Genomic DNA, 16,684 nt, shown 5'->3' with positions numbered 1-16,684 from the left:
TAAGTAGTGATAAAAACCAGAAAGGAAACCATCATGAAATCTATCAAAGGAATCGCCCTTATCGCTGTCAGTATAATCCTGACCATTTATGCTTGGGCTTCAGCTGGGATGACCAACTTTATCGTACCCGGTCTGGCCTTGACTACCCTTTCGATGACCTTTTTACTTGCGACTCGGAACGCCCTTTTGGAAAAATGGTTCAATGGCATCGAAAAGATGTATGCTTATCATAAGTTTACAGCTATCTTTTCCGTCGTCCTGCTTGCTCTCCACAATGTTGCTATGGGTGGCAGTCTCTGGGGCTCTCATCTGGCAGCCCAGCTTGGGAATGTCGGCATCTATCTCTTTGTCAGCATTGTTCTGGTGGCCTATCTTGGCAAGCACATCAAATATGAGGCTTGGCGCTGGATTCACCGCTTTGTCTATCTGGCCTATATCTTTGGTCTCTTCCACGCTTATATGCTGATGGGCGGTCGATTCCTAACACCGACCTTATTAGGTTTCATAGTCGGATTCTATGCTATCATAGGTTTAGCTTCCGGCTTTTACATCATCTTCCTCTATCAAAGTTTGGCCTTTCGCCATCTGGGGAAAATCCTGCAGGTCAAACGCCTGAACCACGATACCGTGGAGTTGAAGATCCAGCTTAGTCAAAAGCTAGACTACCAGTACGGTCAGTTTGCCTTCGTCAAGATTTTCCAAGAAGGATTTGAAAAAGCGCCACATCCTTTCTCTATCTCTGGCGGTCATGACAATATCGTCTACTTTACTATCAAGAACTCTGGTGACCACACTAAGAAACTTTATGACAAGATCCAAGAGGGAACTAAGGTCACCATTGACCGAGCTTATGGCCACATGATTCTTGACCAGGGGCAAGAAAAACAAATCTGGATTGCTGGTGGGATTGGCATTACGCCCTTCATCTCCTATATCCGTGAAAATCCTAATCTGAATCGTCCAGTCAGCTTCTACTATGCTTATACCGGAGCTGAAAATGCTGTTTACCTAGACCTACTCAAAGACTACGAGGCAAAGAATCCGCAGTTTGACCTTCATTTGATCGATAGCAAGGTCTCTGGCTATTTAGACTTCAAGAATTATCCTCTGGATGACAAAACCACCGTCTTCATGTGCGGGCCTGTCAAGATGATGGATAAACTAGCCAACGAATTTAAAAAGACCAATCCTAAAGCAGATCTGGTCTATGAAGGCTTTAAATTTAAATAAAGAAACCAAAAAGAGGAGTTCAATCCTCTTTTTTAGTCTATTTGAATTCAACAGATTTTGAAAAAGATCAATGTTATATCCCTCAATATCCAAAAATAGACTTTTCAAACTACAAAAATATACGGAAAAGATTAATTCCAATCAGAATGAGAAAGAAAATAGAAAATCCGATAAACAAATATTTAAAATACTTTTCATTGCTGATGCAGCGCTCAACATATGCCTCTTCTGGATTCTTAGGATTATAATAGACCGTCATACCTGAGCCGATGGGAAATATTTTTTCAAATCTAGACTCCTATCCGAGCCGTAAACATAGTCACTTGAAAAAACATCTTTTTGGATTTTTCCTGAAGAGGCAGGGATAAACTGTTTATACTTAAGACTTTTTCGATATTGTTTTCCACGGACAGTATATTCTACAAGAGGCAAGGCTACCTGAGGTGGCTCGCCATAGCGACTATAGATAGAACTGTTCTATCCTATACTTTGCCTGATATTAAAGATGTAGATTTACTTCTAATAGAAATTTCTTTTCGGTAGTGCAGATAGAGTGGAAAAACAATGACTAGCCAGAGTAGCCCAAGCACCACAATCGTAATCATAGGATTCATTACTATCTCCTTCGTTACTTTGATATTCAATACATATTGTATCAAAATTTTCATCGATACCAAAGTCTCTATAGGATAGCTTTTTGACTTTATAAAAATTATCGTTTTTCGATATATTTTTCTTGAAATACAATAAAAAATAGATTATAATAAGAATAAAAGGAAAAGAAAATCTACTGCCGGCTGATTTTCGATAGAGGTAAGCATCATGAAAAAGATTGAATTAAAAAATAACTCTTTGCTCAAAGATATTGTTACTCTATTAAACCTTATCATAGTGGGTTATGCTGCTATTCTGGTGTTTCTTACTATTCTAAGTGTGATTTCTTACACCGGTCTTTCCGACAGGTTGGGAATAAAGCTCAATGTTCAATTTCTGCCCTCAGTTGATTTTTCAAATTGGTGGAGTATTCTAGCCTTTGTTATAAATCTTCTCACAGCTTCTTTGACTATTTATCTCATATATCTTGCTCGTAATTTTATCAAAAATTTGATTGGTGGAAAGATTTTTGATTCATCAAACACGCAACTAGCTGATAAGGCATGGAAAGTCTTTTTGGCTCTGACCTTTCTTTCCGTTAAGGTTGCTGCATCAGGCAATCCCATCACCCTCCCCTTCTCTTTTAACGCCAGTATGAGCTTTACACCTCTCTTGGGTGCTCTGATTATTTGGCTGATGATGAAAATTCTGGAAAAGGGGATTGATATAGCTGAAGAGAATGAATTTACCATCTAGGAGGCTGCTATCATGATTATCGTTAATCTTGATGTCCAGCTGGCCAAGAAAAAGATGAAACTGGGTGAACTGGCCGATATCATCGGTATCACAAACGCCAACCTTTCCATTCTCAAAACGGGCAAGGCCAAGGCTATCCGATTTAGCACCCTCAATGCTATCTGTCAGGCCCTTGATTGCCAGCCTGGAGATATCCTAGAATTTACAGATGATGAAGAATAAAAAAAACTCCCGTCCTAGCCGATTTCATTCAGCTAAGGCGGGAGTTTTACTTTTCTATTCAATCATTTGTGTTTCGGCTAGTTTCTTATACCAGTGAGCGGATTTCTTCGGATGGCGTTCCTGGGTTTCAAAGTCTACGTAGAATAAGCCGTAGCGTTTTTCATAACCGTTAGACCAAGAAAAGACATCCATCAGAGACCAGATAAAGTAGCCCTTGACATTAGCCCCGTCCGCAATCGCATCGGATAAAACTTCCAGATGCTGCTTGACGTAATCAATGCGAGCATCGTCGTAAACTGTATTGTCCACAAATTCATCTTTATAACCCAGACCATTTTCTGTGATATAAATCTTCTTGTAGTTTGGATAATCTTTCTTAATCCGCATGATCTGATCATAAAGACCTTGCGGATAGATAATCCAATCCCAATCAGTTTTTGGTATATGGGTTGGAGATTCTCTGCGCCCTACACCCTTAATCTGGTACTTGGAGCTTCCCTTTTCGCCTTTTCCGTTATGGATAATTTCTGTTTCACCGTCAAAGTCGCGCATCCAGTCACTCATATAGTAGTTGATACCGAGGAAGTCATTGAGGTCTTTAGCTGCTTCTAAAGCCGCAAAGTCTTCATCTCGTAGATCCAGCTGACCACCATTGACCTTAAGGATATGATTTACTCCTGCCAGAGTTACATCTGAATAGTGCCCCAGATAAGTCGCATCTAGGATAAACTTGTTATGAATAATATCTTCCAACTCTGCCGCTCTGACATCTGCTGGATTTTCTGGATCGTAAGGATATTTTGTCGGAAGGGCATGAACAACACCAATTTCACCCTTGTATCCCTTGTCCTTATAAAGCTTAACAGCACGGGCATGAGAGACCATCATGTTGTGATGGGATTGGAAAACCTTGGCTAAGTCATACTGGATACCTGGCGGGAATTTTCCAACTAAGTACTGGCCGTCTCCAATGGGTCCAATTTCATTGAAAGTTGTCCAATAGCGAACTTCTGGGAATTCTTCAAAACAGAAAGCCGCATAGTCCACAAAGTGCTCAATGTTGTCCCGATTGAGGAAATCTCCATTTGAATGAAGAGCCTCTGGTGTATCAAAGTGGTGAAGGGTCACAAAAGGTTCTACATGACGCTTGTGGCATTCTGCGAAAAGATTATGGTAAAATTCCACACCTTTTGGATTGACCTCGCCATAGCCTGTCGGGAAAATCCGCGACCAAGCAATGGAAATCCGAATCCCATTGACACCATACTCTTCAGCCAATTTCAGATCCACAGGATATTTGTGGTAAAAGTCGCTGGCAGGTTCTGCCGTGTACCAGTAGTTATCCTCTAGGTATTTATCCCAGGCAACAGGTCCTTTTCCATCTGTGTGGGTTGCTCCCTCAGCTTGATAGGCCGCTGTTGCACCACCGAAAATAAAATCTTTAGGTAAGGTTTTTGTCATCTTATTTTCCTTTCAATAACATTTGAGGTGAAACAAGTAAGTAAATAGGTAAATAACAGGGGAATTGAACTTTGCTTCACCTCAAATGAACTAACAAATTAGTTGTTAAATTGTTCCTGAACGAAGGCCAGTGCTCCTTTACCATCACGGGTTAGTTTGATGTATTGGCCGCCTTCTGTCTTAGCTAGTTTGATACCCAATTTATCAGTTTCCGCCTTCATGTCTTCAAAGTTGGAGGCAACTTGAGGAGCAAGGATAACCAGATCAAACTCAGGCAGCATTTCACGGTGAGCACCGTATCCACCCGCTGCTGCCTTGACAGGAACATTGTATTCAGCTGCTGCTTTATTCAAAGCGTTAGCCAGCAATCCACTAGTACCGCCACCTGCACAGAGCACCAGAACATTGGTTTCTTCGCTAATATTGTTTTGCGCTGTAGCTTCTTCCTCCACTCCTGCTTTTTCAAGGATAGCATCTGCTTTAGCAGTGTTAAAGTTAGCTGCTACTTTTTCTTTCAGAGCATCGTTAGCTTTGCCGGAACGTTCTTCTTCTAGGATTTGTTCGTCGTAAACCTTGACAAATGGATAGTAAATAACCACATCCACTACGACAAGGAGGGCTGCAAGAACAAAGGACAGAAGTTGGAAGTTGGTACCCAGCACAATTCCCAGAGGTCCAGGTGTCACCCAAGGAAGGTTGGCTGAGAAGGAGTTCATGTTTAAGGTATCAACAAAGAATTTGAAAATCCATACGTTTGTGATAGGTGCAAAGATAAATGGAATAAAGAAAATCGGATTCAGTACGATTGGAGCACCAAAGAGAATAGGCTCATTGACACCAAAGAAAGTTGGGACAACAGATGCTCGTCCAATTGCACGGTTGCGCTCGGACTTACAGATCCACATGAAGAGGAATGGAACAATCAAGGTCGCACCAGTACCACCCATGGTAACGATGAACATTTGAGTACCAGAAGTGATGACCTTATCCGCATGCTGACCAGCTTGGACTAGAGCCAAGTTGGCATCGATATTGGCATAAGTAATGGCAGCAATGGCAGGCTCAACGATAGACGGACCGTGAATTCCTACGAACCAGAAGAAAGCATAAGCGCCAAAGATAAGCGTGATTCCCAGATAGCCGTCAGCTGCTGAGAAGAGCGGAGCAAGAAGCGTTCCGATAGATTCAGCAACCGTCACTCCCAGACTTGCTTTAACAAGCAATTCCAAACCGTAGAGCAGAACGACTGAGACAGTAAATGGAATCAAGTCTTTAAATACTTGGGAAATATTTGGTGGAACTTCTTCTGGCATGCGAATGGTGACATTATTTTTCACACAAACCTTGTAGACATTAACCGTAACAAAGGCTGCGATGAAAGCTGTCAAAAGACCTTTCGTTCCCATGAAGGCAGTTAGGAAGCCACCTTCCTTGGCAGGTTCAGCCGCCATGAGAAGGAAGCCGACCATAGAAGCCAGCATAGTAGACAAGAAGTTAATCTGGTTTGTCGCAGGCAGGTCGCGGTTGACAGAGTCTGTCAAAGCCTTTGCAGTGGTCCCTCCCACAAAGAAAGCCAGAATCCCCATCGAATAGCTATAAGGGGTCATTAGGAAAGTTTCAATGTCCTTAGACCAGTGGAAACCCCAAGCATTTGGCACATAGGCAATCAAGATAAAGATAGATGAGAAGAGGATGACTGGCATACCAGCGATAAAGCCATCCCGAATAGCACGGAGATAGATATTCCGAGAAATCTTCTCAAAGAACGGCTTCCCTTTCTCAATAAGTCCGATGAGTTTGTTCATTATTTCACTCCTCTTTTGTATAGTTCAATCAAATGATGCATCATGTCTTTTAGCAAGATAGTAGTCATTAAGTGATCCTGGCCGTGCATCATGGTCACACTGTAAGCCAAGTCCTCACCAGCCGCTTCTTTTGTCAAGAGACTGGTCTGAGCATGGTGAGCTTCAGCGATGCAACCATTGGCTTCTTCTACCAAGGCATCTGCCTTAGCAAAATCCCCAGCCTCTGCGGCTTTCAAAGCTTCTAAGAGCTTGGAGCGAGCGTCACCAGCGTAGGCTACAATTTCAAAACCGAGCAATGTTACTTCTTCTCTATTCATGAGAGATCCTCCTTATATTCTTATGTAAATTATTATTATTTTCTCTTATAAAAGACGTTGAATATGCAGCACCAGGTAAACCCGTTCGCTGCGGTAGAGATCAATTCCCGTCTTCTGGGCAATAATTTGGTAAATATCACCTCCGACCTGATAGGCTTGAGGATAGGTCATCTGGATCTGACTTTCCATTTCCAGCAGGGAAACATTGTCATCACGGCTTCTGTCCAGATAGTCCAAAAAGTAGTTCAGGTGAATCATAAAACGGTCATAAAAGTTGCTGTTTTCTGCACTTCTTTTAATACCATTTTTCTTCAGCTCTGCTTCAACTGCAGCCAGAATATCTTTTCGCCTGCCCAAGTGACTTTGCCCCTCAGGATTGGTCTCCCCTTCGGCATTGATAAAGTGATAGGCAATGCGATTGACCTCGTCGCTAGGGAAATTATCCAACAACCGCTCGCGGTATATGGCTACCGCTTCCTGAGCAATCTGATAAGGGACAGGGTATTTGTCCGAAGCATCCGGCAGATCACTCTCCTTGTACCGCCCCTGCTGCACAGCCTGATAAGAACAGTAGATGTGATCTGTCAGCGTGACATAGATATACTCCTGAACAGGATAATCATACTTCTTAGAAAGGGTGTCAATCACATCATAGGTTACTGTGATAAAGTCCAGTGGAACATCTTTAAGCAAGGCCACAAAGTTTTCTTTAGACTCTTCCGTTCTTAGGCGAAAAATTTTCTCAATCTTACTTTCCAGAACGATATCACCCTTCTTTTTATTAAAAGCTATACCACTCCCAATCAGAACAACCTCTTCACCATTTTCATGTTTGGCTAGAGCAACATTGTTGTTCATAGGATGTATGATTCGATACATATCTCCTCCTCTTCATTTTCTAGGGTTCTGACAAAACAAAAAGACCACAAACAAACCGAGGTTATATCTTCCCTCAATTTATTTGCGGTCACGCCTAATCCAACTTAGTAACGCTCACCCTATTCAATTTCTGATTTCATTATAGCATATCAGTATCAGAATGTAAACCCTTACTTTATTTATTTTTTAACTATTTTTAGACTCTTTCTTTCCACGAGGTAGCTGTTTTTTGAAGGACCTTGTTTAGCTCATCAATATTTTCAAATCCTGTTGTACGGAGCCACTTGCGAGCTGCTTCTTCACCTTGCTCAATGTAGTCCTTGACACTACCAGCCCAAGTCGCACGTCCACAAAGAACGCCGTTGAAGTTAGCACCTGACTCATGAGCAAACACAAGTGTTTCTTGGAAGAGTTTTGCAGATACACCAGCACTCAAATAGATGTATGGCAGGTTAGTTGCTTCATCCTGTTCCTTGAAGAAGGCAGCAGCTTGTTCTTTAGTATGAACCACTTCACCATCGCCAAAGCCTTCAACGTATTTAACATTGACTGGAACTTCCACTTTCAAGACATCAATGTTGAAACGTGGATCTGAGAAGACCTTCATGGCACCGATAACCTTGTGTGGTTTCACTTTAGCGTACTCAGCGCTGGAAGCATCCGCAATCTTTTCATCGTAAGCCAAGATTTCAAGGAAGAAAGGAATATCTTCTGCCACACACTCAGAACCCACACGCTCGATATAAGCCTGCTTTTGTTGGTTGAGTTCCTCAGAGCTGTCTACATCATAGTAAAGGAGGAATTTCACCGCATCCGCACCTTGTTCTTTGATGCGTTTTGCAGACCAAACATCCAGACAGTCTGGCAGGCGCTTGGTACTAGAAGTATCATAGCCTGTCTTTTCATAGGCCAATAGCAAGCCAGCATTCTTGTCCAAAGCCTTAGTAGCAGGCAGTCCATACTCAGGATCCAGCAGCATAGATGAAGCATAAGGAGTCAGCTCTTCTGCGACCAAAACTTTCAGTTCTTCCATTTGAGCTACTGTTGGTTCTGCTTCCTGGTGTTGAGCCATGAGACGTTTCAAAGCACCGCGTTGGTCAAATGCCAAAGCAGAAATGATGCCATTCTCATCAGAAAGTTTTTCCATGTACTTGCGTTTTTGTTCTGTTAATACCATTCTTTATACCTCTTTTACTGTGATTTGATTGTATAGGCCATCGTAGTTTTCAACATTGACATGGCCGGTCATTTTTTCTTGGGCATTGAGCATGCCAAGAACATTCGCTTTTTTGAGCAGAGAAACATCATTCGCTTGATGATTCAAGGCCGAAGAAATCCCTGCAACAGTTGAGTCACCAGAGCCAACTGGATTGACCACTTGGATTTTAGGAATATCTACTTTATAGAAAGTATCCCAGTGCTTAGCGAAAGCTCCATCTGCACCGAGTGATACGATGATCCACTCGATTCCTTCAAATAGCGGTTCTGAAAGGACAGCTTTTAACTCATCCAAATCTTTGGAAACTTCGCGACCCAGTAACTGAGAAAGTTCCTCATTATTAGGCTTGATGGCAGTTGGTTTCACATCTGATTTAAGCACAGCTTCCAGAGCTGCTCCAGAGCAATCCAGCACCACCTTATTACCAGCTTGATTAGCAATTTCAACCAATTGAATATAATATTCAACAGGTAAACCTGTTGGTAGACTTCCCGAGATACTAACTACCTCAGCTGATTCCATTAATGATTTAAAATGTTGTAAAAAACCATTTGCCTCATCCGCTGTAATAGTCGGACCGGCTTCTAGGATTTCTGTTTGCTTACCTTCGTGTAAGATAGCAATGCAATTCCTCGTATTTCCCGAAATATTATAAAATAATGGACGTACAGCTTGATGAAGATTCTGCAAGAGAAATTCACCATTAGTCCCACCAATCAGTCCTGTCGCAGCGACATTGTCTCCAATTTCTGCCAAGACCCTGGTTACGTTGAGGCCTTTGCCCCCCGCTGTTTTACTGACTTCCGAAACACGATTAACAGTATCTATTTTCAATTCTTCTAAGGGATAGGAAATATCGATAGAAGGATTCATGGTCACTGTAAGAATCATCTGGCTACCTCACTAGTCGTGGTACTCTCCACGATCCCATTTTTCAAGAAATTCTGTAAAGAAGTTGGCATCTGTTTGATGAGCATTGTGAGTCTCAACGTGCTCAATTTTTGCGATCAATTTTTTATTTTCTTCAGTCGGCTTGTACTCCGCATGAATGAAAGCTTCTATGATGTCACACATAAGGAGCTCACCAGTGATTTTTCCACCAAAACCGATAACATTGGCGTTGAGCTCTTCTTTAGCATAGAGAGCTGAAGTCATGTCGCGTACCAAAGCTGAACGAACACCAGGAACTTTATTTACAGCATTGTTGATACCAACACCTGTACCACAGATACAAACACCAAGATCTGCTTGTCCACTAACGACTGCCTCCCCTACTTTTTTACCAAAGATTGGGTAGTGAGTACGAGTATGGTCATAAGTACCAAAATCAAGAACTTCATAGCCTTTTGATTTTAGAAAATCTGAGACTGCCATTTTTTCATTGGTAACGATATGGTCACATCCAATTGCAATTTTCATTTGATTTCTCCTTTTCTTAGCACATCTTGTTGAGCATGTCGACCCGGATTTGGTGACGGCCGCCGTCGTATTTACCATTGACAAAGCCTTTGGCAATGTTCTTAGCCAGCCCTTCACCAACGATTTCAGCTCCCATTGTAATCATGCGAGAGTTGTTATGGCCACGAGTCATGTAGGCAGAACGTTCATCTGAAACTTCCGCAGCAACCATGCCTTTAATTTTGGTCGCTACCATAAATGGACCAGCACCATAAGCGTCAATGACAATACCAAGATTTTCCTCTTGTTTATTCACCTCAGCCGCAACTGCAAGGGTCACATCAACAAAATCCTGACCTTCTTTCGTCACATCCACCACTTCAAAGTTTTCTCCGACGAGAAAATCCTTGACTACATCTTTCAGCTTGCTTCCAGCAGCATCTGCTCCAATAATAATTGCCATGAGCATTCTCCTTTGTTTGATTTTTTGAACAGAATATTGTTTATAAAAAACACTTTCTGTTTCCTATAAGCATACTATACTCCTTTAAAAGTTATTTGTCAACAGATTTTTGTTTATTTTAATCAAAATATTTTTAAAGATGATTAAAATAAACAAAAAAAGCCCTAAAAAGAGCTTTCTGATAATTTTTTCATCCATTTAAAATAAACTAGGAAATAATCTTGGTATAAACCTCCAGTTCTTCCTGAGCATTTTCAGACATCTGGTCTGTGATAACAGCTGTAATATCAGCCAAAGGACAGATAGAAGTGAAGTCTTCCTTGCCAATCTTAGAAGAATCAATCAGTAGGTAGGTCTCTGTCGAGCGCTCCAAAGCTAACTTCTGAGTATAGGCCTCTTCAAAAGAAGAGGTCATAATCTGCCCGTTTTTGATACCATTGCCACTGAAAAACATCTTAGTAAAGTACATCTTATCCATGATGGCATTGGTCATCTCGCCGACAAAGGCTTGAGTCGCTTCCCGCATCTCCCCACCAAGGAGAAAGACTTTGAAGGTATCCGACTTCTTTTTTAAAAGGTCGTGAAAAATCGGCAGACAATTTGTAATCACGCGCAGATGCTGATTGGTGATTTCCTCTGCCAGCACTTCCACAGAAGTCCCCGGCCCAAGAAAAATAGTATCGCCATCTTCAATCAGCTCCACAGCTTTCTTGGCCACAGTCCGCTTGGCCTCAATATTCTGATAAAGCTTCTCTTCATGAGGGATTTCTCTATACTTGAGATGCTGATTACTTTTAGCCCCACCGTGAACACGAGTCAGCAGCCCTTTACTTTCCAACTCAATCAAGTCCCGCCGAACCGTCATGTCTGAGACCTTCATACTCTCTACAATCTCAGCAACCGTAACTGTCCCAGCTCGATCAACCAGCCTAATTATTTCATCCTGTCTCTGATTTTTACCCATACTATTCCCTCTCTACACTCTAGTTTTGTTTATTATAACTCATTTCTCTGTTTTTTTCCATATTTTTTGTTTGTTTTAAACAAAATTGAGGGTTTGCGATATGGTATGGGACATAAAAAAGCACCTTGCAATGATGTGCAAGATGCTTTGCCCAGTTGATAGAACGATATATTTCACTATATGCCAAACTGTATCACTATAAAGAAATTTTGTTTCCTATTGGTTTACATTTTTAAAGGTCACTTTAGCATCTGGGTCAATACTAGTCACGATATTTGTATAATAGGCTTCTGCCGATTCCGTAATAAGATTTTTATACTGTTTAATATACCCTTCTTGTTCTTTATTGCTAAGAGATTTAGCAACATGCTCTCCAGTATCAATATTTTCCGTTGAACCGCTCAATAGCTGTCCGCTCATATCATAGAGTTTGTATCGATCTTTTGGATTATCTGAAATCTTTACACCTATGACTTCATATTTAGGTATAGTTAGCTCGTACTCATGTTCAGCAATTTTCTTAATCTTAATTCCTTCTTTAATTCCAAATTTAGCCGTGTAATTTAGAATGATAATAGCTTTCTTAACAGACAGTGGAATACTGATATTGGTACCAGGAATCTTCTTATCTTTCTCAATCGTTTCAACCTTTTGAATCCCTACATCCAAAAAGACACTTTCGTTGACTTTCTCTAAGCGAGTGATTTGCGTATAGATTTGACTTCGCTCATCTGAAGCGTTTTTACCTTGGAAAAATCCAATGATATTATAAGTTTTCGCAACAATAAAAAAGATAGCAAGAACGGCTACCACAATCCATATGTAAACCTTAGCCCCCAAAACTTTTTTCATGAAATCCTTAACTACTTTCATTATCCTACTTCCTCCGAATCAAAAATGCTGTTCCAAGACTGATAATAGCCAGAAAAGCTGCTAAATAAGGATTTAGCGGAAAGAGAATGACAATTAAAAGCAACAACAAAACAAGTGATGCAATTTTTACTATTTTCATAATATAACTCCTAAAACTTTTTCAATAAAAATTATACAAATATATATACCTTTTGTCAAGCGGTTTCAAAGAGAATATTACATCAAAAATCCCCCAGCAGCCTCCTGCTAGGGGAACATTATCGAACAAAGTCAAAAATTCTTTTTGCGCACCTTACCCATCAATCAAAGATTGTTATCCAATCAAACTTCCATTTGGGACCTTTTCGTCCACGGTAAGGAGAGTCAGTTGGTCGCCGTGCTCGGCTGATAGAATCATACCTTGGCTGATGCGGCCCATCATTTTGCGCGGTTTGAGGTTAGCTACGATTTGGACTTTCTTACCGACCAGTTCTTGCTCGTTTGGATAGTATTTAGCAATACCAGAGAGGATTTGGCGGTCTTCACCGTCACCAGCATCCAAGCGGAACTGAAGAAGCTTGTCAGAACCTTCAACTTTAGAAACCTCTTTGACTTCTGCGACACGGATTTCTACCTTATCAAAGTCGTCAAACTTGATTTCCTTGCGGTTAAGTTTGAGCTCGACTTCTTCTGGATTCCATTCTTTTTCAACCGCAGATTTGTTACCTTCCATTTGTCCCTTGATATAGGCAATTTCTTCTTCCATATCCAGGCGCGGGAAGATTGGTGTCCCTTTCTCTACAACTGTCAGACCTGATGGGAGCTGGTCAATTGCTAGGTTTTCCAGCGAAGTTGCTTGAGGCAAGCCAAGTTGGCTGAGGACAGCCTTGCTTGTTTCCATCATGAAAGGATCAATCATGTGTGCCACAACACGAAGGCTGGATGCCAAGTGGCTCATGACTGCCGCCAGTTCTTTGACCTTGGTTTCATCCTTAGCCAGAACCCAAGGAGCAGTTTCATCGATATATTTATTGGTGCGGGAGATGAGTGTCCAGACTGCTTCCAAGGCGCGTGGGTAGTCTACTGCATCCATGTGTTTGTAGTAGTCAGCGATAGATTGAGCTGCTACCTGAGCCAGAGCTCCATCAAAGTCTGTTACATTTTCTTCGTAGGCTGGTACTTGACCGTTAAAGTACTTGTTAATCATGGAAACAGTACGGTTAAGCAGGTTCCCAAGGTCATTAGCTAACTCATAGTTGATCCGACCTATATAGTCCTCAGGAGTGAAGGTTCCGTCTGAACCAACAGGAAGACTGCGCATGAGGTAATAACGCAGGGCATCCAAGCCATAGCGTTCTACCAGCATTTCAGGATAGACCACATTGCCCTTGGACTTGGACATCTTGCCATCCTTCATGACAAACCAGCCGTGAGCAATCAAGCGGTCGGGCAGCTTAATATCCAGCATCATGAGCAGGATTGGCCAGTAGATAGAGTGGAAACGCAGAATGTCCTTGCCCACCATATGGAAGACTGTTCCATTCCAGAATTTATCGTAGTTAGCATGATTATCCTGACCGTAGCCAAGTGCTGTCGCATAGTTGAGTAGTGCATCAATCCAGACATAAATAACGTGTTTAGGGTTAGATGGCACCGGCACGCCCCAAGTAAAGGTCGTCCGAGATACGGCTAAATCTTCCAGACCCGGCTCAATAAAGTTTTTCAGCATTTCATTGAGACGCCCGTCTGGTGTGATAAAGTCTGGATGAGATTTAAAAAATTCTACCAAGCGGTCTTGGTACTTGCTGAGACGGAGGAAGTAAGACTCTTCTGATACCCACTCCACTTCGTGTCCAGACGGCGCAATTCCGCCGGTTACCTTTCCATTTTCATCACGGAAGACTTCAGCCAGCTGGCTTTCGGTAAAGAATTCCTCATCAGATACAGAGTACCAGCCTGAATATTCACCCAAGTAGATATCATCTTGGGCTAAAAGTCTTTCAAAGACATCAGCTACAACCTTTTCATGGTAGTCATCAGTTGTCCGGATAAATTTATCATAAGAAATGTCCAGCAGTTTCCAGAGTTCCTTGACCCCAACTGCCATCCCATCGACATAAGCTTGAGGACTGATACCAGCTTCTTCAGCTTTTTGCTGAATCTTCTGTCCATGCTCATCAAGACCAGTCAGATAGAAAACATCGTAGCCCATGAGACGCTTGTAGCGAGCCAGAACATCACAAGCAATGGTCGTATAGGCAGACCCGATGTGGAGCTTGCCGCTCGGATAGTAAATAGGTGTCGTAATATAAAACGATTGTTTCTCAGTCATTTTTTAATCCTTTCAAGGCTAATGAAACCTTTTTTGATAGCACTTCATTATATCATATTTTGTTAAGTTTGCGAAAAGACATTCATTTACAATAAAATCAATTAAAAAACCTAGAAAATATTCTAGGTTTAATAGGTCACAACATTCAAATTGCCTCTTTCGTATTCTGCGATGAAGATATTAGAAATATCAGTATAACCATCTTTAGCCAGTCTATCCACCAGCCATTCTTCTGTTTTATCAATAGACTCCAGAATATCAATTTGGACAACACCATCTGTGATAAGCGGATATTTAGGATTCTCTTCACCAGCTTGTACAATAATCAGCTGGCCGTTTTGCTCTATAACCGCCCGTTTGACCTGCTTGAGCTGGAAAATACCTTGGCTGCGTAGCTTCAAAGCTACATCTGCTGCTGAAAGACCAACAGAACGGCAGGCTTCGGGACTCAATTTCCCGTGCTGAATCAACGTTGTCGGCTTGCCGTCAATCAAATGCTTAACCGCACGGACATTATTATTGAGCCACTTTAGGGTCAAGACCAAGATAGTCCACATGATGAGAATGACCGCATACTGGAGGATGTTAATGGAGCTATTGTAAATCACCCCACCGATAATACCACCAAGAACATAGTTTTGAATCTGGTCGATCGCTGAATTTGGCGCCAGATTGCCTTTTCCCGTCACATTGATGACAAAAACGAGTGAGAAAAGCCCCAGCGCTAGTTTAATTAGGATTTCAAGAAAATTCAATGTCATTTTTCAACCTCCACTATTTCGATATCTGTCGTCTTATGCAAGTCAATTTTTTCAAGCAGATATTTATCCGGCTCACTGCCGCTCATAGCCCGATAAAAGTTTTTTCCGACCTTCAAAATCGCTCCATCAGTTGCGGCTGAAGTATTGACATAGACCTCCGACTTATCCACACCCAAGTCTTCTGAAATGACCTCAATAAAATGAAGAGAGGTTTGAAACTGGTTGTTAGAGGCTTGGTCAGTCTGAAAATTACTAATACCAATCAAGACCATGGCCACCAAGGCCAAAACAGAGATGATGGCTAGTTCTCGAAATTTTGAATCACGCTTATTGCGATAGGCCTTAAAAGCAAAAAATCCTGTCACAAGCAGTAGCAAGACAGAAAGCGCAACAGTCACCCAGTTTTGCTGACTAATCTGACTCAAAACATAATCATAAGAATAGAATTTCATGGCTTCCCCCTATTTTTTCTCGCTATATTATAGAAAAATTTTCATTATTTTTCAAGCTTTCTTACAATCACTTTGCTATAAATCAGTTCTAAATTTTGTTATAATAAACTCAGTAAACTTCTACTAGAAAAGGAAATTTTATGAAACTCATCTCTTGGAACATTGACTCTCTCAACGCTGCATTGACCAGTGATTCTGCCCGAGCTAAGCTCTCTCAGGCCGTCCTCCAAACCTTGCAAGCAGAAAATGCAGATATTATAGCCATTCAGGAAACAAAACTGTCTGCGACAGGTCCGACTAAAAAGCACTTGGAGATTTTGACAAATCTTTTCCCAGACTATGAAAACACTTGGCGCTCCTCCCAAGAGCCGGCCCGCAAGGGCTATGCTGGAACCATGTTCCTCTACAAAAAAGAACTGACGCCAACCGTAACCTTCCCAGAAATCGGCGCTCCGTCAACCATGGATGTTGAAGGTCGCATCATTACGCTGGAATTTGACGGTTTCTTTGTCACTCAAGTTTATACGCCTAATGCTGGCGATGGACTCAAACGCTTGGATGACCGTCAAGTCTGGGATGCCAAATACGCTGAATACTTGGCAACACTAGATCAACAAAAACCAGTCCTCGCTACTGGCGACTACAATGTGGCCCACAAGGAAATCGACCTGGCCAATCCAGCCAGCAACCGCCGTTCACCAGGCTTTACTGACGAAGAGCGCGCTGGCTTCACTAACCTGCTGGCTAAAGGCTTCACCGATACCTTCCGCCACTTGCACGGCGATATCCCTAACCAATACACTTGGTGGGCACAGCGCAGCAAGACTTCTAAAATCAACAATACAGGCTGGAGAATCGACTACTGGCTGACCAGTAACCGTGTAGCTGACAAGGTGACCAAGTCTGATATGATCGACTCCGGTGCGCGCCAAGACCACACACCGATTGTCATGGAAATTGAGCTCTAAGGAGAAATCTA

At 41.9% G+C, this 16,684-nt stretch carries 19 protein-coding genes; 4 read left to right on the top strand and 15 right to left on the bottom strand.

Annotation, left to right across the window (positions count from 1 at the left end):
- Positions 1–33: 33 nt before the first annotated feature.
- Entirely contained in the window at positions 34–1,230 is a 1,197-nt protein-coding gene (locus HMPREF9378_RS10175; RefSeq protein WP_002913281.1) for a ferredoxin reductase family protein, read from the top strand.
- Between the two features lie 109 nt (positions 1,231–1,339).
- Here the strand turns inward: HMPREF9378_RS10175 and HMPREF9378_RS11835 are convergent, their stop codons facing one another.
- Positions 1,340–1,489 (bottom strand): DUF3592 domain-containing protein, encoded by a 150-nt coding sequence (locus HMPREF9378_RS11835; RefSeq protein WP_080555524.1) that lies wholly within the window; start codon positions 1,487–1,489, stop codon positions 1,340–1,342.
- Positions 1,490–2,052: 563 nt separating this feature from the next.
- Here HMPREF9378_RS11835 and HMPREF9378_RS10190 point away from each other — a divergent pair.
- Both HMPREF9378_RS10190 and HMPREF9378_RS10195 read left to right on the top strand, forming a co-directional pair.
- Positions 2,053–2,580: a DUF2975 domain-containing protein gene (locus HMPREF9378_RS10190; RefSeq protein ID WP_002903209.1), complete on the top strand. Its 528-nt coding sequence runs from the start codon at positions 2,053–2,055 to the stop codon at positions 2,578–2,580.
- A gap of 12 nt (positions 2,581–2,592) precedes the next feature.
- Positions 2,593–2,802 carry a helix-turn-helix domain-containing protein gene (locus HMPREF9378_RS10195; protein ID WP_002894739.1) on the top strand — a complete coding sequence of 70 codons (210 nt, stop codon included), beginning with the start codon at positions 2,593–2,595 and terminating at the stop codon, positions 2,800–2,802.
- A gap of 54 nt (positions 2,803–2,856) precedes the next feature.
- On the opposite strand, the gene lacG is transcribed toward HMPREF9378_RS10195, so the two are convergent.
- The 14 genes from lacG to HMPREF9378_RS10260 all read right to left on the bottom strand — a co-directional run bounded on the left by lacG (position 2,857) and on the right by HMPREF9378_RS10260 (position 15,705).
- Positions 2,857–4,263 (bottom strand): 6-phospho-beta-galactosidase, encoded by a 1,407-nt coding sequence (gene lacG, locus HMPREF9378_RS10200; protein ID WP_002913280.1) that lies wholly within the window; start codon positions 4,261–4,263, stop codon positions 2,857–2,859.
- Between the two features lie 98 nt (positions 4,264–4,361).
- Positions 4,362–6,068: a lactose-specific PTS transporter subunit EIIC gene (locus HMPREF9378_RS10205; protein ID WP_002913279.1), complete on the bottom strand. Its 1,707-nt coding sequence runs from the start codon at positions 6,066–6,068 to the stop codon at positions 4,362–4,364.
- Positions 6,068–6,385, bottom strand: coding sequence for a PTS lactose/cellobiose transporter subunit IIA (locus HMPREF9378_RS10210; RefSeq protein WP_002894735.1), 318 nt, complete (start codon positions 6,383–6,385; stop codon positions 6,068–6,070). The genes HMPREF9378_RS10205 and HMPREF9378_RS10210 overlap by 1 nt, the downstream gene beginning before the upstream one ends.
- Positions 6,386–6,430: 45 nt before the next feature.
- A complete protein-coding gene (locus HMPREF9378_RS10215) occupies positions 6,431–7,264 on the bottom strand; it encodes a PRD domain-containing protein (RefSeq protein ID WP_002913278.1) in 834 nt (277 codons plus the stop codon).
- Between the two features lie 196 nt (positions 7,265–7,460).
- Positions 7,461–8,441: a tagatose-bisphosphate aldolase gene (gene lacD, locus HMPREF9378_RS10220; RefSeq protein ID WP_002905075.1), complete on the bottom strand. Its 981-nt coding sequence runs from the start codon at positions 8,439–8,441 to the stop codon at positions 7,461–7,463.
- A gap of 3 nt (positions 8,442–8,444) precedes the next feature.
- Complete coding sequence (locus HMPREF9378_RS10225) at positions 8,445–9,374, bottom strand: tagatose-6-phosphate kinase (RefSeq protein ID WP_002913277.1); 930 nt, start codon at positions 9,372–9,374, stop codon at positions 8,445–8,447.
- A gap of 12 nt (positions 9,375–9,386) precedes the next feature.
- The gene (gene lacB, locus HMPREF9378_RS10230) at positions 9,387–9,902 is read right to left on the bottom strand and encodes a galactose-6-phosphate isomerase subunit LacB (RefSeq protein ID WP_002894723.1); all 516 of its coding nucleotides are present in this window, start codon (positions 9,900–9,902) and stop codon (positions 9,387–9,389) included.
- Between the two features lie 16 nt (positions 9,903–9,918).
- Positions 9,919–10,344, bottom strand: a complete 426-nt coding sequence (gene lacA, locus HMPREF9378_RS10235; protein ID WP_009659075.1) for a galactose-6-phosphate isomerase subunit LacA — start codon at positions 10,342–10,344, stop codon at positions 9,919–9,921.
- A gap of 208 nt (positions 10,345–10,552) precedes the next feature.
- Positions 10,553–11,308: a DeoR/GlpR family DNA-binding transcription regulator gene (locus tag HMPREF9378_RS10240; RefSeq protein WP_002913276.1), complete on the bottom strand. Its 756-nt coding sequence runs from the start codon at positions 11,306–11,308 to the stop codon at positions 10,553–10,555.
- A 216-nt stretch (positions 11,309–11,524) separates the two neighbouring features.
- Positions 11,525–12,181, bottom strand: a complete 657-nt coding sequence (locus tag HMPREF9378_RS10245) for a hypothetical protein (RefSeq protein WP_002903217.1) — start codon at positions 12,179–12,181, stop codon at positions 11,525–11,527.
- A gap of 4 nt (positions 12,182–12,185) precedes the next feature.
- Entirely contained in the window at positions 12,186–12,320 is a 135-nt protein-coding gene (locus HMPREF9378_RS11800) for a hypothetical protein (protein WP_002903218.1), read from the bottom strand.
- Positions 12,321–12,494: 174 nt separating this feature from the next.
- On the bottom strand, positions 12,495–14,492 hold the full coding sequence (metG, locus tag HMPREF9378_RS10250) for a methionine--tRNA ligase (RefSeq protein WP_002903220.1): 1,998 nt from the start codon (positions 14,490–14,492) through the stop codon (positions 12,495–12,497).
- 128 nt (positions 14,493–14,620) lie between these two features.
- Positions 14,621–15,253, bottom strand: coding sequence for a DUF421 domain-containing protein (locus HMPREF9378_RS10255; RefSeq protein ID WP_002903221.1), 633 nt, complete (start codon positions 15,251–15,253; stop codon positions 14,621–14,623).
- On the bottom strand, positions 15,250–15,705 hold the full coding sequence (locus HMPREF9378_RS10260) for a DUF3290 family protein (protein ID WP_002903222.1): 456 nt from the start codon (positions 15,703–15,705) through the stop codon (positions 15,250–15,252). Before HMPREF9378_RS10260 ends, HMPREF9378_RS10255 begins: the two co-directional genes overlap by 4 nt.
- Positions 15,706–15,845: 140 nt before the next feature.
- On the opposite strand from HMPREF9378_RS10260, the gene HMPREF9378_RS10265 reads away from it, so the two are divergent.
- Positions 15,846–16,673, top strand: a complete 828-nt coding sequence (locus HMPREF9378_RS10265) for an exodeoxyribonuclease III (RefSeq protein WP_002899813.1) — start codon at positions 15,846–15,848, stop codon at positions 16,671–16,673.
- The last annotated feature ends 11 nt before the right edge of the window (positions 16,674–16,684 follow it).

It is taken from the genome of Streptococcus sanguinis SK1 = NCTC 7863, from assembly GCF_000194945.1.
Classification (GTDB): Bacteria; Bacillota; Bacilli; order Lactobacillales; family Streptococcaceae; genus Streptococcus; species Streptococcus sanguinis.
This window is presented reverse-complemented; position numbering and strand designations above follow the sequence as displayed.